The organism is Pseudorhizobium flavum, from assembly GCF_044142885.1.
Classification (GTDB): Bacteria; Pseudomonadota; Alphaproteobacteria; order Rhizobiales; family Rhizobiaceae; genus Neorhizobium; species Neorhizobium flavum.
On record NZ_JBIOKZ010000002.1, the window covers coordinates 373,742 to 395,053 of the forward strand.

The following is a 21,312-nucleotide window of genomic DNA, read 5'->3' on the forward strand; positions in this document are numbered from 1 at the left end:
GGGATTTCCATACGCCGTGAAAAGGGGTGCTAACTCGAATAGATCGCATCCTCGACCCGTTCGGATGCAGGTACTCTAACTTCGGGGGATAGACGTCCCGGATGTCCTCTCGGCGCTTGGTTCCGGATGCTGCGGCCTGTAGGATGCCGGCCGAACAGAGTGGCAATGAAATCATGCGGCAATATCTCGACCTTCTCCGACATGTGATGGACCACGGCACCGACCGTGGAGACCGCACCGGCACGGGCACGCGCTCCGTCTTCGGCTACCAGATGCGCTTCGACCTCGAGGAGGGCTTTCCCGTCCTGACGACGAAGAAGCTGCACTTGCGGTCGATCATCCACGAATTGCTCTGGTTCCTGCGCGGCGATACCAACATCGCCTATCTGAGGGAAAACGGCGTCACCATATGGGATGAATGGGCCGACCAGAATGGCGATCTCGGGCCGGTCTACGGTGCCCAGTGGCGATCGTGGCCGGCGCCCGACGGTGGCCATATCGACCAGATCGCCAATGTGATCGAATCACTGAAGACCAACCCGAACTCCCGCCGCCACATCGTTTCGGCGTGGAACCCGGCGCTGGTTGACGAGATGGCGCTTCCGCCCTGCCACTGCCTGTTCCAGTTCTACGTGGCGGACGGCCGGCTCTCCTGCCAACTCTACCAGCGGTCCGCCGACATATTCCTCGGCGTGCCCTTCAACATCCCGTCCTATGCGCTCCTGACCATGATGATGGCGCAGGTGACAGGGCTGAAGCCGGGCGATTTCGTCCACACACTTGGCGACGCGCATCTCTACAGGAACCACTTCGAGCAGGCAGAACTGCAACTGACGCGAACCCCGAAGCCCTTGCCGACCATGCGCATCAATCCGGCAGGGAAGGATCTCTTCGCCTTCCGCTACGAGGATTTTACGCTGGAGAACTACGTGGCCGATCCCAGCATCAAGGCACCGATCGCGGTATGACTGTTCCCGTCTCCATCGTCGTCGCGGTCGCTCAGAATGGCGTCATCGGCCGCGATGGCGGCATGCCCTGGAAGCTCTCGACAGACCTGAGGCGCTTCAAGGAGCTGACCATCGGCAAGCCCATCGTGCTCGGTCGAAAGACGCTGGAATCCTTCGGCGGCACGCCGTTGCCTGGACGCCCCCATGTCATCATTACCCGGAACCGCGATTTCAGCGTGCAAGGTGCTGTAACAGTTGACGGCGTGGAGAAGGCTTTGGCCAAGGCCCAGGAAGTTGCTGCCGAGACCGGTGCTGCAGAAGTCTGCGTGATCGGTGGTGGCGAGGTCTACCGGCAGGTGATGGACCTCGTCGACGTGCTCTATGTCACACATGTCGAGATTGCCGTTCCGGACGGAGACACGTTCTTTCCACCTATCGATCCCGCTGTATTCAAGAAGGTCGAGGAGACGCTCGTTCCGGCGGGTGAGCGAGACGACTATCCCACCCGTTTTGCGATCTATCGCCGTCGCCCCGCGACAAACTGAAACATTTCGTTACCAAACACCCCGAAGTTATTGACGCGTCGTTGAAAGCACCGGCCCGCCTCCCTATAACGGGGGCAGGACGAGGGAGCTGCGCTTCCACGTATTTGGGAGTGGCAAACAAAGAGGTTTTGATGCCCTGGAGCAATCAGAATGGCGGCGGCGGCCCGTGGGGCGGCGGCGGCGGCAATAATCAGGGCCCATGGGGTGGCGGTGGTTCGAACCGTCCTCGGGGCGGTGGCGGAAGCGGAAGTGGTGGTCCTCCGGATCTGGAAGACCTGATCCGCCGCAGCCAGGACCGTCTTCGCGGGATCGTCCCCGGTGGCTTCAACGGCGGGGCTGCGGTCTTCGTCGTCCTCGCGATCGTTGCGTTCCTGGCGATCCAGTCCGTCTATACCGTTCAGCCGGATGAGCGCGGCGTGGAACTTCGCTTCGGCAAGCCGAAGGAAGAAATCTCCATGCCCGGCCTGCATTTCCATTTCTGGCCCTTCGAGACCGTCGAGATCGTCAAGGTCACCGAGCAGCAGCAGAATATTGGTGCTGCAGGCAGCGCCCAATCCTCCGCTGGCCTCATGTTGTCTGGGGACCAGAACATCGTGAACGTGCAGTTCTCGGTGCTCTATACGGTCAGTGATCCCAAGGCGTATCTTTTCAACCTGGAAAGCCCTTCCGCCACATTGCAGCAGGTCGCCGAGAGCGCCATGCGCGAGGTGGTCGGTCGCCGCCCGGCGCAGGATATCTTCCGCGACAATCGTGAGGACATTTCGACCGAGGTCCGCGCGATCATTCAGGGGACGATGGACACCTACGGTTCCGGCATCTCCATCAATGCCGTACCGATCGAAGATGCAGCCCCGCCGCGCGAAGTCGCCGATGCCTTCGAAGAAGTGCAGCGGGCCGAGCAGGATGAGGACCGTTTCGTCGAAGAGGCCAACCAGTACGCCAACCAGCAACTGGGTCAGGCTCGCGGTCAAGCCGCGCAGATCCGCGAAGAGGCGGCAGCCTACAAGGATCGCGTCGTGAACGAGGCACAGGGTGAGGCGCAGCGCTTCATCTCCATCTATGACGAATATGCCACCGCCCCTGAGGTCACGCGCCAGCGTATCTTCCTTGAGACCATGGAGACGGTCCTGAAGAATTCCAACAAGATCATCATGGATGAGCGGCAGGGCGTCGTTCCGTACCTGCCCCTCAACGAACTGAACCGTGGCAGCAGCCAGCAGGGGGATAACCGATGAGTTCCAATCGCCTCCCAGCTATTTTGATCGGTATCGCGGTTCTGCTCTTCCTCATTTACTCGTCCGTCTTCGTGGTGAACGAGCGGGAGCAGGCTATCGTTGTCCGCTTCGGTGAGATTCAGGACGTAAAGGCGGAGCCTGGCCTGTACTTCAAACTGCCCTTCGCCTTCATGGACGCCGACCGGGTGCAGTATGTTGAGGACCGGGCGCTTCGCTTCGATCTCGACGACATCCGCGTCCAGGTCCGCGGCGGTGCCTTCTACGAGGTTGACGCGTTCGTGGTCTACCAGATCAGCGATCCCCGGCGGTTCCGCGAAACGGTTTCCGGCGACCGTGAGGCTGCCGAAGCCCGTCTGCGCACCCGTCTCGACGCCGCGCTTCGCCGTGTCTATGGTCTGCGCAATTTCGATGCAGCCCTGTCGGACGAACGTTCGCAGATGATGCAGGAAGTCAATGCGCAGCTGCGCGATGCGGCCGAGTCGCTGGGTCTTGCAGTCCGCGATGTCCGTATTCGGCGCACCGATCTCACCCAGGAAGTTTCGCAGCAGACCTTCGAGCGGATGAAGGCCGAGCGTCTTGCCGAAGCCGAACTGATCCGTGCCCGGGGTAACGAACTGGGCCAGACACGGCGCGCGATCGCCGACCGTCAGGTGGTGGAGATTGTCTCCGCTGCCCAGCGAGACTCCGAAATCATCCGAGGCGAAGGCGATGCCGAACGCACGAGGATTTTCGGCGAGGCATTCGGTCGCGATCCTGGCTTTTTCGAATTCTACCGGTCGATGCGGGCCTATGTCGCCTCCATCGCCGATCAGGGCACGACCATGGTCCTGTCGCCAGATTCGGAGTTCTTCAAGTACCTGAACAATTCGCAAGGGGGCTCTGCTGGTGTCTCCAGCCAGACACCGACGGCTCCGCCCGCTGCGGCGGGGGCTTCGCCAGGTGTTCCTGCGGCACCTGCAAATGGCGGTTGATGCAAGAGGCGGCTCCGGCCGCCTCTTTTCATTCGAGCATCGTTCCTGCTGCCTGCATGTCTCACGAAAAAGGCAATTTCTTCGGTCTTCAATCCGCCCTATCTTGCGGGGAAAGTCAGCAGGACGTGCTGTGGCGGCATAGCCTCAGTCAGGACATTCGATACAAGGGGGGCCCGATGGCTCAATCGGTTCTATGGTCGTTGAAACGTTCCGTCGCAGCGGTCGGCATTATTGCTATTGCCGCGGGGGCGCAGGCGCAGACAAGCAGCCCGCCAGCCGATGCACCGCAGCCGCCACAGAATGGCACCCCAGCGCAGGAAGTCGCTCCCCCGTCTGCACAGGAAACGCCTCAACGAGAAGCACAGAACCTTGCGCCGGACGCGATGCTGCCCGCGCCGCCGACTGGGGCGCCGACCGTCACGACCTCGCCCACGACAGGGCCAGCGATAGGCTCGGGTCCGGCCTCCGTCGCCGATCTGGCCGAGGGTCTCTTGGATGCCGTGGTGAACATATCGACCTCGCAGAGCGTCGGGGGCGCGGGGGCAGGACCCCAGGCACCGCAGACGCCGGATGGTTCGCCATTCGAAGAGTTCTTCGATGAGTTCTTCGACGGCGATGGGAGCCAGGGGGGGAATCAGAAGGTCAATTCGCTCGGTTCCGGTTTCGTTATCGACCCCTCCGGCTTCGTCGTCACCAACAACCACGTCATCGAGGATGCAGACGACATCGAGGTGGTCTTCCCTGACGGCAGCAAGCTGAAGGCGGCCCTGGTCGGGACCGACCCCAAGACCGATCTCTCGGTCCTGAAGGTAGAGCCGCCCGCGCCGCTCAAGGCGGTCCGTTTCGGCGATTCGCGCCATATGCGGATCGGTGACTGGGTGATGGCGATCGGCAACCCCTTCGGGCTTGGCGGATCGGTGACCGTGGGCATCATCTCGGCGCGAGGCCGCAACATCAACGCCGGGCCCTATGACAACTTCATCCAGACTGATGCCGCCATCAACAAGGGCAATTCCGGTGGACCGCTCTTCAACATGAAAGGTGAAGTGATCGGCATCAATACCGCGATCATCTCCCCGTCGGGCGGGTCGATCGGCATCGGTTTCGCCGTGCCTACGGAGCTTGCGCAGAACATCGTCAACCAGCTGATCGAGTTCGGCGAAACGCGGCGCGGCTGGCTCGGCGTGCGGATACAGCCGGTGACCGATGAGGTGGCGGAAAGCCTGGGGCTGGACAGCGTGCGCGGCGCGCTGGTCTCCGGCGTGGTCAAGGGCGGCCCGGTCGATGACGGTTCGATCCGGGCGGGCGACGTGATTCTGACGTTTGACGGCGTGCCCGTGCGGGAGATGCGCGACCTGCCGCGTGTGGTGGCTGAAAGCCCCGTTGGCAAGGCCGTCGATGTAACGGTTCTGCGGGACGGCAAGGAAGAGACGGTTAAGGTCACGCTTGGACGGCTGGAGGACAGTCCTTCGGCCGAGGATGCCGAGGAAGGCGTCACTCCCGAAGGTGAGGAGCCGATGCCCGACGGTGGGGAGCAGGGTGAGGATCAGAATGGAGAGGCCGAGCAAGGTCCTGCAGTCGCCCTCGGCATGACGATCGCGCCGCTCGACGACGAGAGGCGAGCCGAGTTTGGTATCGACGATAGCGTCGAAGGTGTCGTGATAACGGATGTCCAAGATGGATCGGCAGCGGCGGTCAAGGGCCTGAAGCGGGGTGATGTGATCGTGGAGGTCGCACAGGACTTCGTCGACAGCCCGACGGCGGTGACGGATCGGATCGATGCCCTGAAGGCGGAAGGGCGGCGCAACGTCCACCTGATGATCGCCGATCCGACTGGCGCACTGCGCTTCGTGGCCGTACCGCTCGAGTAGTCAGCGTCCGAGAGAGCCCGCCGTGGCGGCATAGACGACGTGCCGCTTGAGATGGGGATGCGTATCCGGCACGCGCGGATGGTCGAAATCCATCTGCGGCCACGGGCGCATGCCGATTCGCTTCATCACCGCCGTGGACCGATGGTTCGCTTCGACAGCGAAGGCAAGCAGGGCAGGGATAGCCTTCTCGTTGAACGCGAAGTCCATCAAGGCGCGGGCGGCTTCCGTCACATAGCCGTTGCCCCAGAAGCGTGTGGCCAGCCGCCAGCCGATCTCCACCGTCTCGGCCGGAAAGATCTCAGGCATATTGGGGTGGGAGAGGCCGCAGAAGCCGATCGGCTCATCGGAGTTCTTCAGTTCCAGGGCATAGAAGCCGAGGCCGGTATTCCGGATCGAGCCGTTGAGCTTGTCGAGAAGCGCGTCCGATTCCTGATGGCTGCGGCGGAAGGGGAAGAATTCCATGACCTTGGGGTCGGCATTGATCTCACGGAAAAGGTCACGGTCGCTATCCACCCAACTGCGAACGCGAAGCCGCGGTGTCTCGAGGATGATCAGCGGCGGCTCGTTCAAGGTCATGGGCTCGCAAAATCCGACTTGCGATAGCCCTGGATGTAGAGGAGCGCCGTCAGGTCGCCATGGTCGACCCGCATCCTGGCCTGAGCCGCGACGGTTGGCTTGGCGTGGAGCGCGACCCCCGAACCGGCAAGGTTCAGCATGCCGAGGTCGTTGGCGCCGTCGCCCACGGCAATGACGTCATCGGTGGAGATGCCCAGACGGGCGGAGATGTCGATCATCGCGTCGATCTTCGCCTGCTTGCCGAGGATGGGCTCGGCGACCTTGCCGGTCAGGATGCCATCTTCGGCGAGCAGAAGGTTGGCGCGGTTCTCGTGGAAGCCGAGGCGGGCGGCAATCGGATTGGTGAAGACGGTGAACCCGCCGGATACCAGCGCGGTATGGAAGCCGTTCTTCCTCATCGTCGCGATGAGTTCCGGCCCGCCGGATGTGAGCGTGATGCGCTTGGCGATAACCTCGTCGACGACCGAGATAGGCAGGCCCTTCAGGAGTGCGACCCGCTCGCGCAGGGCGGGCTCGAAGGCAATCTCGCCATTCATCGCGCGCGCCGTGATTTCCGCCACCCTGTCTTTGAGGCCAACGACATCGGCGAGTTCGTCGATGCATTCCTGGCCGATCATGGTGGAGTCCATGTCGGCGATCAGGAACTTCTTGCGGCGCGTCTCGGCCTCCTGGATCACGAGATCGACCGGCAGTTCCGCAACGGCGGCTCGAAGCTTTTGCTCTGCGGTCTTCACGTCGGTGCCGTCGCGGAGCGCAATATCGCAGGCGATCCCGTCCGCCAGCCAGTACAGTCCAGCAGCATTCACCGCTTCGGCCGCCGCCTCGCCTACACTTGCGGACAGAACGGCATTTGACGGATGGGCGATGAGCGTGGCAACGGAAGCCATATGAAGGACCTTGAAAGAGATTACGACGCGATCCTGATAACGGGGCCGACCGCCAGCGGCAAGTCGGCGCTTGCACTGCGCTGTGCGGCCGAAACGGGAGGCGTGGTCGTCAATGCCGACAGCATGCAGGTCTATGACACCTTGCGTGTCCTGACCGCGCGTCCATCCGAGGAGGAGATGGCCGGCATCCCGCATCATCTTTACGGTTATGTCAGGGCGACCGATGCCCATTCGACGGGCGAATGGCTGCGCGATGTGGCGGATCTTCTGCCGCGGCTGCGCGACGAGGGGAGGATGCCGATCTTCGTGGGCGGCACCGGCCTCTACTTCAAGGCCCTGACCGGCGGCCTGTCCGACATGCCCGAGATTGCACACGATGTTCGTTCGAGGTTGCGTCAGCGGCTGAAGGAGGAAGGGGCGGAGCAGCTTCATGCGGAGCTTACGGCGCTCGATCCCGCTGCTGCCGCAACGCTCGGGCGGGCGGACGGGCAGCGGATTGTGCGGGCGCTCGAGGTTCTGCAAGGGACCGGCCGTTCCATCCTCGACTATCAGGGAAAGCCTGGGCCAGTGGTGGTCAACCCGGAGCGGGCATTGAAGGTGGTTGCGCTTCCCGACCGGGCAGTCCTACACGAGCGGATCAACAGGCGCTTCGAGCAGATGTTCGATTGCGGTGCCGTGGAGGAGGTAGAGGCGCTCCTCGCACTTCATCCCGATCCCGATGTTCCCGCCATGAAGGCGATCGGAGTGGCGCAGATCGCGGCCATGCTCAAGGGGCAGATGACGGCCGGGGAGGTCATCGAGCGCACCTCGGCGCTTACGCGCCAGTACGCGAAACGTCAGATGACCTGGTTCCGCAACCAGATGGACGAGAGCTGGAGGAGGATCGATCCCTCCGAGCCTCAGTCCCTGTTGTCGTAGAGGCTGCTGAGCGGCTTCTTCAGCAGGGTGTCGCGAAGGGAGCCTTCCCGGCGAAGCGGCTGGGAGGAGCGCAGGCCGCCGTCGGCACGCAGGGAGCGAAGGGCCGCTGGCGCGCCGTCATCGGTGACAGGTTGGCGATGGGCCGGTGACGGTTCATACGAGGTTGAAGGCGGCGCGGTGGGCGATCGCGTGGCGCCCGGCAGCATATCCGGACGGTAGCGCTCGGCCCTGGCTGTATCGCCCGATCTGTATGGGGTCGGTTGAGGGGATGGTGTGACACTTCGAGCCCAGCGGTCCAGTTCCATTTCGCCCATGCCCGAATCCTGTTCCAGGTCGTCGGCATCGCTTCGCCGGAACGAATCGTCGGCATGATCGGGGCTCGGGCGGCAAGGCCCCAGTTCGGGTGCGCTGACGGAGCGCATCCTTGCAACGACGCTACGAAGGTCGACTGTATCGGGCGTCTCCTCGCTACCCTTGTCGAGGACACCGTTCGCCTTCGGCAGATATCTCTTCTCCACACGGGCGAACTGCAGGCGCATCGGTACGGCTATCGCTTCGCCGAACGCAATCGCTTCGCCATTTCCGAGCGACGAAAGGAAGCTCAGCGTCGAGATGGAGGAGTTCGGGATTGCCGAGCGGATGATTTCCTGGTCGCGGTCGTTCGAAAGGCGCATTGCGAACAATGTCGAACATTGGGACAGAATCGTCTGGTCCAGTTCCCCCGGTCGCTGGGTGATGACGCCGAGCGACACGCCGTACTTGCGGCCTTCCTTGGCAATGCGGGCGATCGCCTGACGGGTCGGGAAGAAGCCTCGCTCGGGGTCCGCCGGGACATATCGGTGGGCCTCCTCGCACACGACCAGCATGTGGATGGCGCCGTTGCTCCAGAGGGCGAGCTCGAAAGCCATCCGACAGAGTATGGACGCGATCGAGTTGACCACTTCTGACGGAATGCCCGCCAGCTGAAACGTGCAGATCGGCTTGTCACCACCCGGAATGCGGAAGATGTGGGCGATGGTCTCCATGATCGTGTCTTGGATCGTGTTGTTGGAGAACATGAAATGATAGCGGGGATCGTTGATCGCCGACATGACTCGCATCTTCAGGTGCCGCAGGACCGGTTTTTCGCCTCGGCCTTCCAGGCGACCGATGCGCTCGTCGATCAGCGCAAGGAGATCCGCCATTCTGTAGGGAACCGGCGTGTCCGCCGTGATAGAGCTTTTCTCGGTCGTGCGGCGCATCAGGCCCGTGTCGCCACCGCGGAACGCGCGTTTCGCCTCCGGGATGAGATCGCGCAGGATGTCGAGTTCCTCGGCGACAGGAGGGCGCCCGCGGTAAAGCACTTCCGCAAACTCCTCAAGCTTCATCAGCCAGAAGGGCAGGTCGAGGGTCTCGGGATCGATGACCACGGCATGACCGGGAAAGGCGGCGGCGAACTCATTGTGCGGATCAAGGATCAGCACCCTGAGCTTCGGGTCGGATTCAATGGCCTTGTGGAGCAGGAGCGATACCGCCGTCGATTTTCCGACCCCGGTGGAGCCGACGATGGCGAAATGCTTGGACAGCATCGATGGTATGTGGATGGCCGCATCGATGGTCTCGTCCTGCGTCAGCTTGCCGATGACGCAGCTGTCGTTCTTGCCGGCGTCGTAGATGCGCAGGAGGTCAGAGGCGCGGATGCGATGGGCGATGGCGCCAAGATAGGGATAGCGGGAAATGCCGCCGGAAAATTCTTCGCGACCATCGGGGCCCACCCGGACTTCGCCCAGCAGTTCGGCTTCGATCTGGAAACTGTTGTTGTTCTGCTCGCCCCAGCTCTTTTCGTCTGTCGTCATCGAGTAGGCGAGGGCAACGACCCGGTTGCTGCCGACACCGATCGAGATCAGGCGACCGACCGACCAAAGCTCCGTGAGGGCGGTTTCGCCATTTTCGGCCACGGCCGCAATCGTTGCCCGTGAGCCATTGCAGGCGACCACGCGACCAAGCATGCGATTGCCAGCGAGGTGGGCGTCGCGGCGATCCTGTTCGCCAGCCGATATGGAACGGTGCAAGTCGTTGTTTCGCAAAACGAAGCCCCTGTCTCGAGCGGGAGACCCAAATGCTCCCAAAGCCGCAGACCAACGCCCAGTGTAGTGCAGGCGATTTAACAAGTGGTGTAAGGGGTTGTGCGGAGCGATGGCTGCAGGAGCGGGTAATTTTTCGCCAGATCGCGTTGACGCAGGGCAATAATCTGTCTAACACTTCCGCGCATGACGATTTTGAACGCACTTATCGTGGTGGGAACGCGCATGGGCAGGATGGTGTGACCATCCGGCGTTAGCCACCCATGCGCGGAAAGACAGGCTCCTCAAGGGGCCTTTTTTTATGCCTCGATCACGGAACAGCAGACCAGCAGCGGATGGACCAGACAATGACGGACAGCAACAATCGGATGACGGGAGCGGAGATCGTTCTGAGGGCGCTGAAGGATAACGGGGTGGAGCACATCTTCGGCTATCCAGGCGGTGCGGTCCTGCCGATCTATGACGAGATCTTCCAGCAGGAGGAGATCCAACACATCCTCGTTCGCCACGAGCAGGGCGCCGGCCACGCCGCGGAAGGCTATGCGCGTTCGACCGGCAAGGTCGGCGTCATGCTGGTGACCTCCGGTCCGGGTGCCACCAATGCCGTCACGCCACTGCAGGATGCGCTGATGGATTCGGTGCCGCTGGTCTGCATCTCGGGACAGGTCCCGACGACGCTGATCGGCTCGGATGCTTTCCAGGAATGCGACACCGTCGGCATCACGCGACCCTGCACGAAGCACAACTGGCTGGTCAAGGACGTCAACGAACTGGCGGGCGTCATCCACGAGGCCTTCCGTATTGCGCAGACCGGTCGTCCCGGCCCGGTTGTCGTCGACGTTCCGAAGGATATCCAGTTTGCAACCGGCACCTACACGCCTCCCGGCGAGACCGTAGTCAACAAGAGCTATACGCCGAAGCTGCAGGGCGACCTGAAGGCAATCCAGGCGGCTATCGAACTGATGGCGACGGCGAAGCGGCCCGTTCTCTATACGGGCGGCGGAGTAGTCAATTCCGGCCCGGAAGCGTCGCGCCTGCTGCGCGAGCTCGTCGAATTGACGGACTTCCCGATCACCTCGACCCTGATGGGGCTCGGCACCTATCCGGCTTCGGGCAAGAATTGGCTCGGCATGCTCGGCATGCATGGCTCCTACGAAGCGAACATGGCGATGCATGACTGCGACGTCATGGTCTGCATCGGCGCCCGCTTCGATGACCGCATCACCGGTCGGATCAATGCTTTCTCGCCGAATTCGCGAAAGATCCACATCGACATCGACCCGTCGTCGATCAACAAGAATGTCCGTGTCGATATTCCGATCCTCGGCGATGTCGGAACGGTGCTGGAGGATATGGTCCGCCTGTGGCGTGCCCTGCCGAAGAAGCCCGAGAAGAGCCAGACGCAGGAGTGGCGTGATAGCATCGACCGCTGGAGAGCGCGCAAGTCCTTCGCCTACAAGCCGTCCAACGACGTCATCATGCCGCAATATGCGATCGAACGGCTCTACGAACTGTCGAAGGGCAGGGAGACCTTCGTGACAACCGAGGTCGGCCAGCACCAGATGTGGGCAGCGCAGTTCTTCGGCTTCGAGGAGCCCAACCGGTGGATGACGTCCGGGGGTCTCGGAACGATGGGCTATGGCCTGCCGGCCGCCATCGGCGTCCAGGTTGCGCATCCGGACGCGCTGGTCATCGACATCGCCGGCGACGCGTCGATCCAGATGTGCATCCAGGAAATGTCCTGTGCTATTCAGTACAACCTGCCGATCAAGATCTTCATCCTCAACAACCAATACATGGGCATGGTGCGCCAGTGGCAGCAGCTTCTGCACGGCAACCGCCTGTCCAACTCCTACACGGAAGCCATGCCGGACTTCGTCAAGCTGGCGGAGGCCTATGGCGCGGTCGGCATGTATTGCGACGACCCGAAGGAACTCGACGGCAAGATCGAGGAGATGATCGCGGTCAAGAAGCCGGTGATCTTCGACTGCCGGGTGGCCAACCTCGCCAACTGCTTCCCGATGATCCCGTCCGGCAAGGCGCATAACGAGATGCTGCTGCCCGACGAGGCGACCGACGAGGCCGTTGCGACGGCGATCGACGCCAAGGGCCGACAGCTCGTGTGAGCACCGCTTGTTAAAGTCATTCCTGAAATAGTGGACGCAAACCAATGAATGCCCATCAACTACCCACCGGCTCGGCCTACTTCATCGCTCCCGAGACGGCGAAGGCGGAAAGCCACACGCTCTCGGTGCTCGTCAGCAACGAGCCGGGCGTGCTGGCCCGTGTTATTGGCCTGTTCTCCGGCCGCGGCTACAACATCGAGAGCCTCACCGTCTCGGAGACGGAGCACGAGGCGCATCTGTCGCGCATCACTATTGTGACGCGCGGCACCCCGAGCGTTCTTGAGCAGATCAAGGCGCAGCTCGAGCGTATCGTGCCGGTGCACCGCGTGGTCGACCTGACGGTCAGGGCCCAGAGCCTTGGTCAGGAGCGGCCAATCGAGCGCGAGGTGGCACTGATCAAGGTCGTGGGCTCGGGCGAGCACCGCGCCGAGACACTGCGGCTTGCCGACGCCTTCCAGGCCAAGGTGGTGGACGCGACGGTCGAGCACTTCATCCTGGAGATTACCGGCAAGTCCTCAAAGATCGACCAGTTCGTAGCGATCCTGAAGCCGCTCGGCCTGATCGAGATCTGCCGCACCGGGATTGCGGCGATGAACCGCGGGCCGCAGGGAATGTGATCAGATCATCTCCAGCGGCATGGGCCGGCTCGGTGGCGGGAAGGCGGCATCCAGTGCGTCCAGATCCTCGTCGGTGAGGTCCAGCGCCGCTGCCTCCCGGTTTTCGGCGACGCGGGCCGCATGGGAGGATTTCGGGATGGCGACCACGCCCTCCCGTTCCATCAGGAAGGCGAGCGCCACCTGCGCCGGAGTCGCCTGGTAGGCTTTGGCGATGTGGATGAGGGCCTCGTTGCGGGCGAGGCTCCCCTGTTCGATGGGCGAATAGGCCATGACGGCGATCCCGCGCTCCTGGCACCAGGGCAGGAGATCGTATTCGACGCCGCGGCGCGACAGGTTGTAGAGGACCTGGTTTGCGACGCAGTTACCTCCATCGGGTAGCGCAAGCAGTTCCTGCATGTCGCCGAGGTCGAAGTTGGAGACGCCCCATGCACCGATCTTGCCTTGGCGTCGAAGCGTCTCGAACGCATCGACCGTTTCCGCCAGCGGATGTTCTCCGCGCCAGTGGAGGAGATAGAGGTCAATGCGGTCGGTCTTCATGCGCTTGAGGCTCCGCTCGCAGGCGGCGATCGTGCCCTCGCGGCTGGCGTTCCAGGGATAGACCTTGCTGACCAGGAAGACGTCGTCCCGCCTCCCGCTGATCGCCTCGCCGACGATCTCCTCGGCGCCACCTTGGCCATACATTTCCGCTGTGTCGATCAGTGTCAGGCCGAGGTCGATCCCGTGTCGCAGGGCCTCGACCTCCCGCTGGGCTGCGCGCACGTCCTCTCCCATCTGCCATGTCCCGAGACCGAGTGCCGGCACGGTGACGCCGTTCGAGAGAGTGACTGTGGGAAGGGTGTCGTCGATCATCGCTTGCTCCTGCACAATGGAGGCAAGATAAGGCGTAACGGTTGCCTGCCAAGCCCGCTTGAAGCTGTGGGGGATTAAGCATAAAGCTTTGACAGGCCGCCCGCCGAACGAGGCGACCATTTGGTCAAATCAACGCATTGGCGCCTGGAGAAGACATGCCGCTGGAGACGTTTCTGGCCTTGGTCCTGTTTGCCTTTACGACCTCGATCACGCCCGGCCCCAACAACATGATGCTGTTTGCTTCCGGCGTGAACTTCGGCTTCCGCTGCACGATCCCGCACATGCTGGGGATAGGCGCAGGCTTCCTGTCGCTGCTGATCGGGGTGGGGCTGGGGCTCGGTGCGCTGATGCAGAGCGTCCCGCTTGTCTACACGCTGCTGAAGTTCGCCGGTGGCGCCTACCTCATTTGGATTGCGTGGAAGATCGGCACGTCACGCAGTCTTGCTGAGGGCGAGGCGGGGGCGCGGCCGATGAGCTTCCTCGGCGCGGCCGCCTTCCAGTGGGTGAACCCGAAGGCCTGGGTGATGGCGGTGACGGCCATGGCCACCTACACCAATCCGGCAGCCTACGTGCCGACGGTGCTGCTGGTCGGTGTGGCCTTTGCGCTCGTCAACCTGCCAAGCGTCTCGACCTGGGCCGGATTCGGCTCGGCGCTGCGTGACTGGCTGTCGGTGCCGGTGCGGCTCAAGTGGTTCAACATCACAATGGCTGTGCTGCTCGTCATCAGCCTCTGGCCGATGCTCAGGTAGAGGAGGGGACGATGGATCACCACGACCATCACCATCACGATGATGACGATCATCACCACCACGACAACCGCTATTCCGACATGCAGGCCCGTGTGAAGGCTCTCGAGACGGTGCTGACGGAAAAGGGTCTGATCGATCCCGCGGCCATCGATGCGATCGTCGACACCTACGAGACGAAGGTAGGCCCGCGCAACGGTGCGCGCGTGGTCGCGAAGGCGTGGAGCGATCCGGACTTCGCCGACTGGCTCCGGCGCGATGCCACGGCCGCGATCGCCAGTCTCGGATTTACCGGCCGCCAGGGAGAACATATGCGGGCGGTCTTCAACACGCCGGAGACGCACAATCTCGTCGTCTGCACGCTCTGCTCCTGCTACCCGTGGGCTGTTCTTGGACTGCCACCCGTCTGGTACAAGGCGCCAGCCTACCGCTCGCGGGCGGTGATCGATCCGCGCGGCGTGCTGGACGAATTCGGCGTGACGCTCCCTGACGACACGAAGATCCGCGTCTGGGATTCGACGGCCGAGCTCCGCTATATCGTGGTGCCGACGCGTCCGGATGGCACGGAGGATCTGGACGAGGAGGCGCTGGCTGATCTCGTGACGCGCGACGCGATGATCGGTACCGGCCTGGCGCTTGCGCCGGAGCAGCTGCGATGAACGGGCCTCACGACCTCGGCGGCCAGATGGGGTTCGGCCCGGTTGCTCCGGAGCCGAACGAGCCGGTCTTCCACGCGGAGTGGGAGAAGCGGGCGCTGGGAATCACGCTCTCCTGCGGCGCATTCGGCGCCTGGACGCTGGATGAGAGCCGCCATGCCCGGGAGAACATTCCACCGGCCCAGTACCTGGACGCGAGCTACTACGAAATCTGGATTCGGGCGCTGGAGACACTGCTGGAGCGGCACGGCTTTGCCAGCGACGAGGAGATCAGCGCCGGGCACAAGCTGCAGGAGCCGGCAAAGCCGAAGCGGGTGCTGACGGCGGACATGGTGCCGGGCGTGCTCGCGCGGGGCGGCCCGTGTGATCGACCCGTGGACACCGAGCCACGATTTGCGGTTGGCGATCGGGTGCGAACACGTAACTTCAATCCCGTGACGCACACGCGCTTGCCCCGCTATGCACGGGAGAAGACCGGCGTGGTGGAGGCGGTGCAGGGCTCCTTCGTCTTTGCCGACGACAATGCGCACGGGCGTGGCGAGAACCCGCAATGGGTCTATACGGTCGTATTCGATGGAGGCGAAATCTGGGGCGAGGGCGCCGATCCGACGCTGACGGTGTCGATCGACGCATGGGAGAGCTATCTTGAGCGTGTGTGAAGCAAGATCGCGATTTGCCCAGACGGAGGGCCTGCCGCGGTCTGAAGAGGGCGATCCGGTGTTTCCGGAGCCTTGGGCAGCCGAGGCCTTTGCGATCACCGTACACCTTCACGAGAAGGGGCTTTTCTCCTGGCGTGAATGGGCGGATTCGCTGTCGGCGGAGGTTCACAAGCCCGGACGAGCCGCAGACGGCAGCGACTATTTCGATTGCTGGGTGGAGGCGCTGACGGGCCTGCTGGTAGGCAAAGGCATCGCGGACGCCGAAGCCATACTGGGGCTTCAGAAAAGCTGGCAGCGGGCGGCGGAGGCGACGCCGCATGGCGTGCCGATTGAGCTCATCAACGATCCGTTATCCGGATCGCCCTGATCTGCTTTCGTTCTTTTCGGTTGCGGTAGCGTCCAGAATCCTGCCATGTCGCAGCCATGCAATTCGCCCCGCAACAGGACGAGGCCCTGAAGGCCGTTTCGCGCTGGCTCAAGGATGGCCGCCAGGAGGTTTTCCGGCTATTCGGCTATGCCGGTACCGGCAAGACAACGCTGGCCAAGCATTTCGCCGAGCATGTCGACGGCGAGGTCCTTTTCGCCGCCTTCACCGGCAAGGCAGCGCAGGTGCTGCGTTCACGCGGCGCCAAGAACGCCAAGACGATCCATTCGCTGATCTACCGGCCGCGCGGCGAGGAGGAGGTCTCCGACGAGGAGACCGGCAAGACCTCGATCTCGCCAATGTTTTCCATCAACCGCCAGAGTCCGGTCGCGAAGGCAGCGCTGATCGTCATCGATGAGTGCTCCATGGTGGACGAGCAGCTTGGCCGGGATCTCCTGAGCTTCGGGACACCGATCCTGGTCCTCGGCGACCCCGGACAACTGCCGCCCGTTTCCGGAGGCGGTTTCTTCACCGAGCAGGAACCGGATTACCTGCTGACCGAGATCCACCGCCAGGCCCGCGACAACCCGATCATCCAGCTCGCCATGAACGTGCGCGAGGGCAAGGAGATCATGTATGGCCACTACGGCACCGCCCAGGTGATTTCGCGAAACGAGGTGAACCAGGCTCTGGTGCTGGAGGCGGACCAGGTGCTGGTCGGCACGAACAAGACACGCAAGCGCTACAACCAGCGGCTCCGCGAGTTGAAGGGGTTCAGCACCGGCTACCCGCAGTCAGGCGACAAGCTCGTCTGCCTGCGCAACGACCAGGTGAAGGGGCTCTTGAACGGCTCGCTCTGGCAGGTAATGAGCTCATCCCGCGAGACCGTCAAGCCCGGCATCAACCTGATGATCCGCCCCGAAGACGACGACATGGATCGCGGTGCTGCGAAGATAAAGCTCCTGAAGGCTGCCTTCGAGAGCGAAGAGGAAATTCCCTGGTCGACGCGCAAGCGCTACGACGAGTTCGATTACGGCTATGCATTAACCGTCCACAAGGCGCAGGGCTCGCAGTGGAACAACGTCGTGTTGTTCGACGAGAGCTGGGCCTTTCGCGACACGCGCGAGCGCTGGCTCTACACTGCCATCACCCGCGCGGCGGAGACGATCACCATCGTCAAATGAGAGGCGAGCGCTCCGCTCTACCGATCACTTCCGCATCGAGGCAAGGAGTGCAACGACGTCGCGATCCGTCTTGCCCGACTCGGCTGCGATCTCGCGCAGCGTCTTGCGCGCATCCGAAACGGGGAAACCTCCCTCACTCAGCAGTGCCAGGAATGCCTCTTCCGTCTGGTCGAACAGAGGTGCGACCTCGGCAGCAGGGCTTCCGGTGATGACGCCCGCCATGGCAACGGCAGGGTTGCCGGTGGAGGGGCCGGTCGAGGTCAATGCGGGCCAGGCGAAAGGGATGGATGCGGCGATGGACACGCCGATGGCGAGCGCCATTGGCAGGCGTTTGAAGTAGTTCTGGAACGGGCGCCAATTTTTCCAGATATGCAGGATGAAGGGGAGGATGAGCACCATGCTCAGCCACTCGTGCATCGAATGGAAGGCGCCGCTCTGGAAATGGAAGAAGAGGGCAATGCCCGAGACGAGCGAGACGACGAAGAGCCCGGTGACGAGGGGCGTAGCGTAGCGGGAGAGGAGCGAGTGCATGATGATACTCATTCATTGGTTGGAAGGACCAGTGTCTGGCTACTGCTGCGCCACCGACCTGTCAGGTTAAATCCCTGTTAGAATTGACGTTTGGTATTCAGCAAGGGTGTCATACCCAGCTTCGCGATGTTCTGTCGCAGCTGCTGCCGGGAAGAGGCAAGGCGGCATCATCAAAATCGAAGATGGGTGCATGCGCTAAACTCGTTGGCATTCGTGCCGCGGCTGGCATAAACCACGGGAACATCGTCCCAATCGGAAGCAGAGCCATGCCGACCACGCTCTCGGTCAACATCAATGCCATCGCCATGCTGCGCAACCGGCGCGACCTGCCATGGCCGAGCCTGGAGCATCTAGGACGCATTGCGCTGCAGGCCGGCGCAAGCGGGTTGACGGTGCATCCTCGGCCGGACCAGCGGCATATCCGCTTCTCCGACCTGCCGGTCATCCGGGCGCTGATCGACGACGAGTTCCCTGAGGCCGAGTTCAACATCGAGGGATATCCGAGCGAGGAATTCCTGACGCTCTGCGAGCGGACGGAACCGGAGCAGGTGACGCTGGTGCCGGACGATCCGAGCCAGGCGACGTCCGACCACGGCTTTGACTTCCGCCGCGACGGCGAGATGCTGAAGCCGATCGTGGCGCGGCTGAAGGCGAAGGGAATTCGCGTGTCGCTGTTTGCCGATGGCGACGGTGACGTGGAAGCGGTGCGGCTCGCGAAGGCGACGGGGGCGGATCGAATCGAGCTCTACACCGGGCCCTATGGTGGCTGCTACGACGCTCCGGAACGTGCAGCGGCGATCATCGAGAAGCTCGGGCAGACGGCCGATACCGCGAAGGCCGAAGGGCTCAGCGTCAATGCCGGCCACGACCTCACGGTCGCGAACCTGCCACCGCTGGTCCGGCGCATTCCCCATCTGGCAGAGGTTTCCATCGGCCATGGCCTGACGGCCGATGCACTGGAATTCGGGATGGCGGAAACGGTGCGCCGATTCCGCCGCGCCTGCGGCCAGACCGTCTGACCTATTCCGCCGCGTCGGCAGCCATCTCGGGGGAGAACGCGAAGTCCACGGCGGCGCGGGCATGAACGGTCGTCGAATCGATGCAGGGCAGAGGCAGGGTCTCCGGATCCAGCAGAAGGCAGATTTCCGTACAGCCGAGGATGACGCTGTCGGCACCGGCGGCCTTCGCTTTCCCGATCATGGCCAAGGCACGGTCGCGCGAGTCGTCCCTCACTGATCCGGCGCACAGTTCGCTGAAGATGATGTCGTGCATGGCAGTCCGGTCTTCGGAGTCCGGGACCATCACGTCGATGCCCAGCGTCTTCATCCGGTCGGTATAGAAACCGTGCTCCATCGTGTATCGGGTTGCGAGCAGGAGGGGGCGCCTCAGCCCCTGGGCGCGCAGCGCCGCCGCGGTCTCATCGATGATGTGGATGAGCGGGATGCGGACGGCACCCGCGACCTCATCCGCGATGAGGTGCATGGTGTTGGTGCAGATCAGCACGCAGGATGCACCCGCCGCCTCAAGCCGCCTGGCACTATCCGCCAGCACCTTGGTCGCAAGATTCCAGCGACCGGCCTTCTGCATCTCGACGATCTCCGCGAAGTTCACGGAGTGGAGCAGGATATCGGCGGACGCCAGCCCGCCACGGCGGGCGCGCACCGTCTCGTTGATCAGGCGATAATAGACTGCCGTGCTCTCGAAGCTCATACCGCCGATCAAACCGATGCTTTTCATTGCTGTTCCCCTTCTGGACGTTGTCGAGAAGTTAGAGCGCATCTGTGTCCCGAGGCGTGCAATCTTCAGCATGCTTATGTTTGCCAGCGCACGTTCGTTGCGCAAATGTCCGATACGATGCATGTTGGGTGCATATGAAGGAGAGTTACCGATGCTGGATCAGCGCGACCGGAAGATTCTGGATCTTCTGCAAGAGAATGCCGGGATGCCGGTGGCGGAGGTGGCGGAGCAGGTGGCGCTTTCGCCGTCGGCGTGTTCGCGGCGCATCCAAAGGCTCGAGGAGGCGGGATATATCCGAGGCAGGATTGCGGTGCTTGATCGGGAGCGCATCGGCGTGCCGACGACTGTCTTCGCACTGATCAAGACCGCGCACCATTCCGACGACTGGATCGAGACTTTCCGCAAGGCGATCAGCGACATCGGCGAGATTGTCGAGGCGCATCGGCTGACGGGCAGCTACGACTACATCCTCAAGGTCGTGTTGCCCCGGGTGGAGCATTACGACGTAGTCTACCGGCGGCTGGTCAAGCGGATCGAACTGTTCGACGTCTCCGCCTTCATCTCTATGGAGGTGCTGAAGAGCGGCGAGGCCTTACCCGTGGACTACGCCCGCTAGCCATAGAAGCTGATGGTTTGCCGCAACGGTTCGCGCTTGCCGTCAGTTTCTGGATGCGAGCGCCTTGTCGTTGTTGCACTGGGCAATTTGGAGTTGCCTGACAGACAGGATCTTCGTGATCCGTTCGTCGCCATCGGTCTCTACGGACATGCAGACGCAGGCATAGCCATAGGACGGGCCATTGACCTCTACGAACTCTCCTTCTGTCAGGTCCGGAACCAGTTCCATCCCCTCCGGCCCATCCGGGCGGTCGGGGTCCTGCGTCATGAGGGTCCAGGTCTTCTCGCTATCTTCCAGCCACCAGTTGCGCGGCGTCGGGTTGTCGAGCCAGCCGCACCGCATCTCCGCGGCCAGCGCCAGGGACGGGAGGAGCAGGCAGGCAGCAACCGCGAGGAGGGCTGTTCTGTTGAATGTCGGCTTCATCGTTCCGGTCTCCGCCGCAGCTCATATGGTCAGCCATTGATGCAATGAATCCCCTTGACGAGCAATGCAGACTTCCGCATAAGGCTAACAAGAACCGTACCGTACGGTACCAGTTTGTTGGAGCAGATGTTGTGATCGCCGATGCCGGCCGGATGCCTGAATTTACACCCCGCCAGAACGAGGTTCTGGAACAGGCGTTGCGCCTGCTTGTGGAGGGTGGCGACAGGGCGTTGACGACGTCCGGTCTGGCAAGGGCCGCGAACTGCTCGAAGGAAAGCCTATACAAGTGGTTTGGAGACCGCGACGGCCTGCTCGCTGCGATGATCGCGCACCAGGCAAGCAAGGTGCGGACCTTCGAGCGCGGCAAGGAGAAGCTGACGCCCGAGAACCTTCGGGAACATCTGGAAACCTTCGCGCGCGATTTGCTGGAGGTTCTGTCCGGGGACATCTCGCTGGCGCTGAACCGCCTGGCAGTCGGCCAGTCGGGTCGGGACGGCTCGAAGCTCGGCAAGCTTCTTCTGGAGCACGGGCGTCGGCAGATCGACCGTCGCGCCATCGCCCTCATGGATGCGGGAAAGCGCGCCGGCCTTCTGCGCTTCGACGATGCGGACGCCGCCTATCATACGCTCTATGGCCTTGTCGTCTCCGACCTGCATGTGCGCATGCTGCTTGGCGAGCCGGGGCTCAAAGATAATGCGCGCCAGGCGCGGAGGGCGGTCGATGCCTTCCTGACGCTTCACGGCACGCGCCAAGAATCGGGGGAGGCAGTGCGCTTCTCCTCGGGACGATAA

Annotated in this window: 23 protein-coding genes; 16 read left to right on the top strand and 7 right to left on the bottom strand. The window is 62.8% G+C overall.

Annotated features, from left to right (window positions below; all coding sequences use genetic code 11):
- Positions 1 to 173 precede the first annotated feature (173 nt).
- The 5 genes from ACEPP2_RS05275 to ACEPP2_RS05295 all read left to right on the top strand — a co-directional run bounded on the left by ACEPP2_RS05275 (position 174) and on the right by ACEPP2_RS05295 (position 5,569).
- Positions 174 to 968, top strand: coding sequence for a thymidylate synthase (locus ACEPP2_RS05275; protein WP_281976889.1), 795 nt, complete (start codon positions 174 to 176; stop codon positions 966 to 968).
- The gene (locus ACEPP2_RS05280) at positions 965 to 1,492 is read left to right on the top strand and encodes a dihydrofolate reductase (RefSeq protein ID WP_281976890.1); all 528 of its coding nucleotides are present in this window, start codon (positions 965 to 967) and stop codon (positions 1,490 to 1,492) included. Before ACEPP2_RS05275 ends, ACEPP2_RS05280 begins: the two co-directional genes overlap by 4 nt.
- 131 nt (positions 1,493 to 1,623) lie before the next feature.
- Positions 1,624 to 2,727: an FtsH protease activity modulator HflK gene (gene hflK / locus ACEPP2_RS05285; RefSeq protein WP_142587890.1), complete on the top strand. Its 1,104-nt coding sequence runs from the start codon at positions 1,624 to 1,626 to the stop codon at positions 2,725 to 2,727.
- The gene (gene hflC, locus ACEPP2_RS05290; RefSeq protein ID WP_395516006.1) at positions 2,724 to 3,698 is read left to right on the top strand and encodes a protease modulator HflC; all 975 of its coding nucleotides are present in this window, start codon (positions 2,724 to 2,726) and stop codon (positions 3,696 to 3,698) included. Before hflK ends, hflC begins: the two co-directional genes overlap by 4 nt.
- 176 nt (positions 3,699 to 3,874) lie before the next feature.
- Entirely contained in the window at positions 3,875 to 5,569 is a 1,695-nt protein-coding gene (locus ACEPP2_RS05295; RefSeq protein ID WP_395516007.1) for a Do family serine endopeptidase, read from the top strand.
- On the opposite strand, the gene ACEPP2_RS05300 is transcribed toward ACEPP2_RS05295, so the two are convergent.
- Complete coding sequence (locus ACEPP2_RS05300; protein WP_395516168.1) at positions 5,570 to 6,124, bottom strand: GNAT family N-acetyltransferase; 555 nt, start codon at positions 6,122 to 6,124, stop codon at positions 5,570 to 5,572.
- Between the two features lie 17 nt (positions 6,125 to 6,141).
- Entirely contained in the window at positions 6,142 to 7,032 is an 891-nt protein-coding gene (gene serB / locus ACEPP2_RS05305) for a phosphoserine phosphatase SerB (RefSeq protein ID WP_281976893.1), read from the bottom strand.
- Between serB and miaA the strand changes: the two genes are divergently transcribed.
- Positions 7,033 to 7,950, top strand: a complete 918-nt coding sequence (miaA, locus tag ACEPP2_RS05310; RefSeq protein ID WP_077546577.1) for a tRNA (adenosine(37)-N6)-dimethylallyltransferase MiaA — start codon at positions 7,033 to 7,035, stop codon at positions 7,948 to 7,950. It begins immediately after the preceding gene.
- On the opposite strand, the gene ACEPP2_RS05315 is transcribed toward miaA, so the two are convergent.
- Positions 7,932 to 10,016: an ATP-binding protein gene (locus ACEPP2_RS05315; RefSeq protein ID WP_395516008.1), complete on the bottom strand. Its 2,085-nt coding sequence runs from the start codon at positions 10,014 to 10,016 to the stop codon at positions 7,932 to 7,934. The two genes, miaA and ACEPP2_RS05315, sit on opposite strands and share 19 nt — an antisense overlap.
- Positions 10,017 to 10,360: 344 nt before the next feature.
- Here ACEPP2_RS05315 and ACEPP2_RS05320 point away from each other — a divergent pair, with 344 nt between their 5' ends.
- Positions 10,361 to 12,139 (top strand): acetolactate synthase 3 large subunit, encoded by a 1,779-nt coding sequence (locus tag ACEPP2_RS05320; protein ID WP_172973583.1) that lies wholly within the window; start codon positions 10,361 to 10,363, stop codon positions 12,137 to 12,139.
- Between the two features lie 44 nt (positions 12,140 to 12,183).
- Positions 12,184 to 12,756 (top strand): acetolactate synthase small subunit, encoded by a 573-nt coding sequence (ilvN, locus tag ACEPP2_RS05325; RefSeq protein WP_052638667.1) that lies wholly within the window; start codon positions 12,184 to 12,186, stop codon positions 12,754 to 12,756.
- On the opposite strand, the gene ACEPP2_RS05330 is transcribed toward ilvN, so the two are convergent.
- Positions 12,757 to 13,605 (bottom strand): aldo/keto reductase, encoded by an 849-nt coding sequence (locus tag ACEPP2_RS05330; protein ID WP_395516009.1) that lies wholly within the window; start codon positions 13,603 to 13,605, stop codon positions 12,757 to 12,759.
- 155 nt (positions 13,606 to 13,760) lie between these two features.
- Between ACEPP2_RS05330 and ACEPP2_RS05335 the strand changes: the two genes are divergently transcribed.
- The 5 genes from ACEPP2_RS05335 to ACEPP2_RS05355 are packed head-to-tail and all read left to right on the top strand — an operon-like array spanning position 13,761 to position 17,214.
- A complete protein-coding gene (locus ACEPP2_RS05335; RefSeq protein ID WP_395516010.1) occupies positions 13,761 to 14,354 on the top strand; it encodes a LysE family translocator in 594 nt (197 codons plus the stop codon).
- A gap of 11 nt (positions 14,355 to 14,365) precedes the next feature.
- Complete coding sequence (gene nthA, locus ACEPP2_RS05340; protein ID WP_077546571.1) at positions 14,366 to 15,010, top strand: nitrile hydratase subunit alpha; 645 nt, start codon at positions 14,366 to 14,368, stop codon at positions 15,008 to 15,010.
- Positions 15,007 to 15,666, top strand: coding sequence for a nitrile hydratase subunit beta (gene nthB, locus ACEPP2_RS05345; protein ID WP_152339949.1), 660 nt, complete (start codon positions 15,007 to 15,009; stop codon positions 15,664 to 15,666). Before nthA ends, nthB begins: the two co-directional genes overlap by 4 nt.
- On the top strand, positions 15,653 to 16,033 hold the full coding sequence (locus tag ACEPP2_RS05350; protein WP_395516011.1) for a nitrile hydratase accessory protein: 381 nt from the start codon (positions 15,653 to 15,655) through the stop codon (positions 16,031 to 16,033). The genes nthB and ACEPP2_RS05350 overlap by 14 nt, the downstream gene beginning before the upstream one ends.
- A 56-nt stretch (positions 16,034 to 16,089) precedes the next feature.
- Positions 16,090 to 17,214, top strand: a complete 1,125-nt coding sequence (locus tag ACEPP2_RS05355; RefSeq protein ID WP_395516012.1) for an ATP-dependent DNA helicase — start codon at positions 16,090 to 16,092, stop codon at positions 17,212 to 17,214.
- A gap of 24 nt (positions 17,215 to 17,238) precedes the next feature.
- Here ACEPP2_RS05355 and ACEPP2_RS05360 read toward each other — a convergent pair whose 3' ends face one another.
- Complete coding sequence (locus ACEPP2_RS05360) at positions 17,239 to 17,757, bottom strand: DUF4405 domain-containing protein (RefSeq protein ID WP_395516013.1); 519 nt, start codon at positions 17,755 to 17,757, stop codon at positions 17,239 to 17,241.
- A gap of 254 nt (positions 17,758 to 18,011) precedes the next feature.
- Between ACEPP2_RS05360 and ACEPP2_RS05365 the strand changes: the two genes are divergently transcribed.
- Positions 18,012 to 18,764, top strand: a complete 753-nt coding sequence (locus ACEPP2_RS05365; RefSeq protein WP_077546566.1) for a pyridoxine 5'-phosphate synthase — start codon at positions 18,012 to 18,014, stop codon at positions 18,762 to 18,764.
- A 1-nt stretch (position 18,765) separates the two neighbouring features.
- Here the strand turns inward: ACEPP2_RS05365 and ACEPP2_RS05370 are convergent, their stop codons facing one another.
- A complete protein-coding gene (locus ACEPP2_RS05370) occupies positions 18,766 to 19,482 on the bottom strand; it encodes an aspartate/glutamate racemase family protein (RefSeq protein ID WP_077546565.1) in 717 nt (238 codons plus the stop codon).
- Positions 19,483 to 19,633: 151 nt separating this feature from the next.
- Between ACEPP2_RS05370 and ACEPP2_RS05375 the strand changes: the two genes are divergently transcribed.
- Entirely contained in the window at positions 19,634 to 20,098 is a 465-nt protein-coding gene (locus ACEPP2_RS05375) for an Lrp/AsnC family transcriptional regulator (protein WP_077546564.1), read from the top strand.
- A 42-nt stretch (positions 20,099 to 20,140) separates the two neighbouring features.
- On the opposite strand, the gene ACEPP2_RS05380 is transcribed toward ACEPP2_RS05375, so the two are convergent.
- On the bottom strand, positions 20,141 to 20,521 hold the full coding sequence (locus tag ACEPP2_RS05380) for a DUF4087 domain-containing protein (protein ID WP_142587876.1): 381 nt from the start codon (positions 20,519 to 20,521) through the stop codon (positions 20,141 to 20,143).
- Positions 20,522 to 20,673: 152 nt separating this feature from the next.
- Between ACEPP2_RS05380 and ACEPP2_RS05385 the strand changes: the two genes are divergently transcribed.
- Positions 20,674 to 21,312 carry a TetR/AcrR family transcriptional regulator gene (locus ACEPP2_RS05385; protein ID WP_077546891.1) on the top strand — a complete coding sequence of 213 codons (639 nt, stop codon included), beginning with the start codon at positions 20,674 to 20,676 and terminating at the stop codon, positions 21,310 to 21,312.

What these genes read in the sequence shown, in the direction of transcription:
- nthB (WP_152339949.1), top strand. Translation starts at nt 15,007, where the DNA reads ATGAACGGGCCTCACGACCTCGGCGGCCAGATGGGGTTCGGCCCGGTT.
- ACEPP2_RS05385 (WP_077546891.1), top strand. Translation starts at nt 20,674, where the DNA reads ATGCCTGAATTTACACCCCGCCAGAACGAGGTTCTGGAACAGGCGTTG.
- ACEPP2_RS05280 (WP_281976890.1), top strand. Translation starts at nt 965, where the DNA reads ATGACTGTTCCCGTCTCCATCGTCGTCGCGGTCGCTCAGAATGGCGTC.
- ACEPP2_RS05370 (WP_077546565.1), bottom strand. Translation starts at nt 19,482, where the DNA reads ATGAAAAGCATCGGTTTGATCGGCGGTATGAGCTTCGAGAGCACGGCA.
- ACEPP2_RS05375 (WP_077546564.1), top strand. Translation starts at nt 19,634, where the DNA reads ATGCTGGATCAGCGCGACCGGAAGATTCTGGATCTTCTGCAAGAGAAT.
- nthA (WP_077546571.1), top strand. Translation starts at nt 14,366, where the DNA reads ATGGATCACCACGACCATCACCATCACGATGATGACGATCATCACCAC.
- hflK (WP_142587890.1), top strand. Translation starts at nt 1,624, where the DNA reads ATGCCCTGGAGCAATCAGAATGGCGGCGGCGGCCCGTGGGGCGGCGGC.
- ilvN (WP_052638667.1), top strand. Translation starts at nt 12,184, where the DNA reads ATGAATGCCCATCAACTACCCACCGGCTCGGCCTACTTCATCGCTCCC.
- ACEPP2_RS05380 (WP_142587876.1), bottom strand. Translation starts at nt 20,521, where the DNA reads ATGAAGCCGACATTCAACAGAACAGCCCTCCTCGCGGTTGCTGCCTGC.
- ACEPP2_RS05320 (WP_172973583.1), top strand. Translation starts at nt 10,361, where the DNA reads ATGACGGACAGCAACAATCGGATGACGGGAGCGGAGATCGTTCTGAGG.
- ACEPP2_RS05295 (WP_395516007.1), top strand. Translation starts at nt 3,875, where the DNA reads ATGGCTCAATCGGTTCTATGGTCGTTGAAACGTTCCGTCGCAGCGGTC.
- ACEPP2_RS05355 (WP_395516012.1), top strand. Translation starts at nt 16,090, where the DNA reads ATGCAATTCGCCCCGCAACAGGACGAGGCCCTGAAGGCCGTTTCGCGC.
- hflC (WP_395516006.1), top strand. Translation starts at nt 2,724, where the DNA reads ATGAGTTCCAATCGCCTCCCAGCTATTTTGATCGGTATCGCGGTTCTG.
- ACEPP2_RS05330 (WP_395516009.1), bottom strand. Translation starts at nt 13,605, where the DNA reads ATGATCGACGACACCCTTCCCACAGTCACTCTCTCGAACGGCGTCACC.
- ACEPP2_RS05360 (WP_395516013.1), bottom strand. Translation starts at nt 17,757, where the DNA reads ATGAGTATCATCATGCACTCGCTCCTCTCCCGCTACGCTACGCCCCTC.
- ACEPP2_RS05365 (WP_077546566.1), top strand. Translation starts at nt 18,012, where the DNA reads ATGCCGACCACGCTCTCGGTCAACATCAATGCCATCGCCATGCTGCGC.
- ACEPP2_RS05275 (WP_281976889.1), top strand. Translation starts at nt 174, where the DNA reads ATGCGGCAATATCTCGACCTTCTCCGACATGTGATGGACCACGGCACC.
- ACEPP2_RS05335 (WP_395516010.1), top strand. Translation starts at nt 13,761, where the DNA reads ATGCCGCTGGAGACGTTTCTGGCCTTGGTCCTGTTTGCCTTTACGACC.
- serB (WP_281976893.1), bottom strand. Translation starts at nt 7,032, where the DNA reads ATGGCTTCCGTTGCCACGCTCATCGCCCATCCGTCAAATGCCGTTCTG.
- miaA (WP_077546577.1), top strand. Translation starts at nt 7,033, where the DNA reads ATGAAGGACCTTGAAAGAGATTACGACGCGATCCTGATAACGGGGCCG.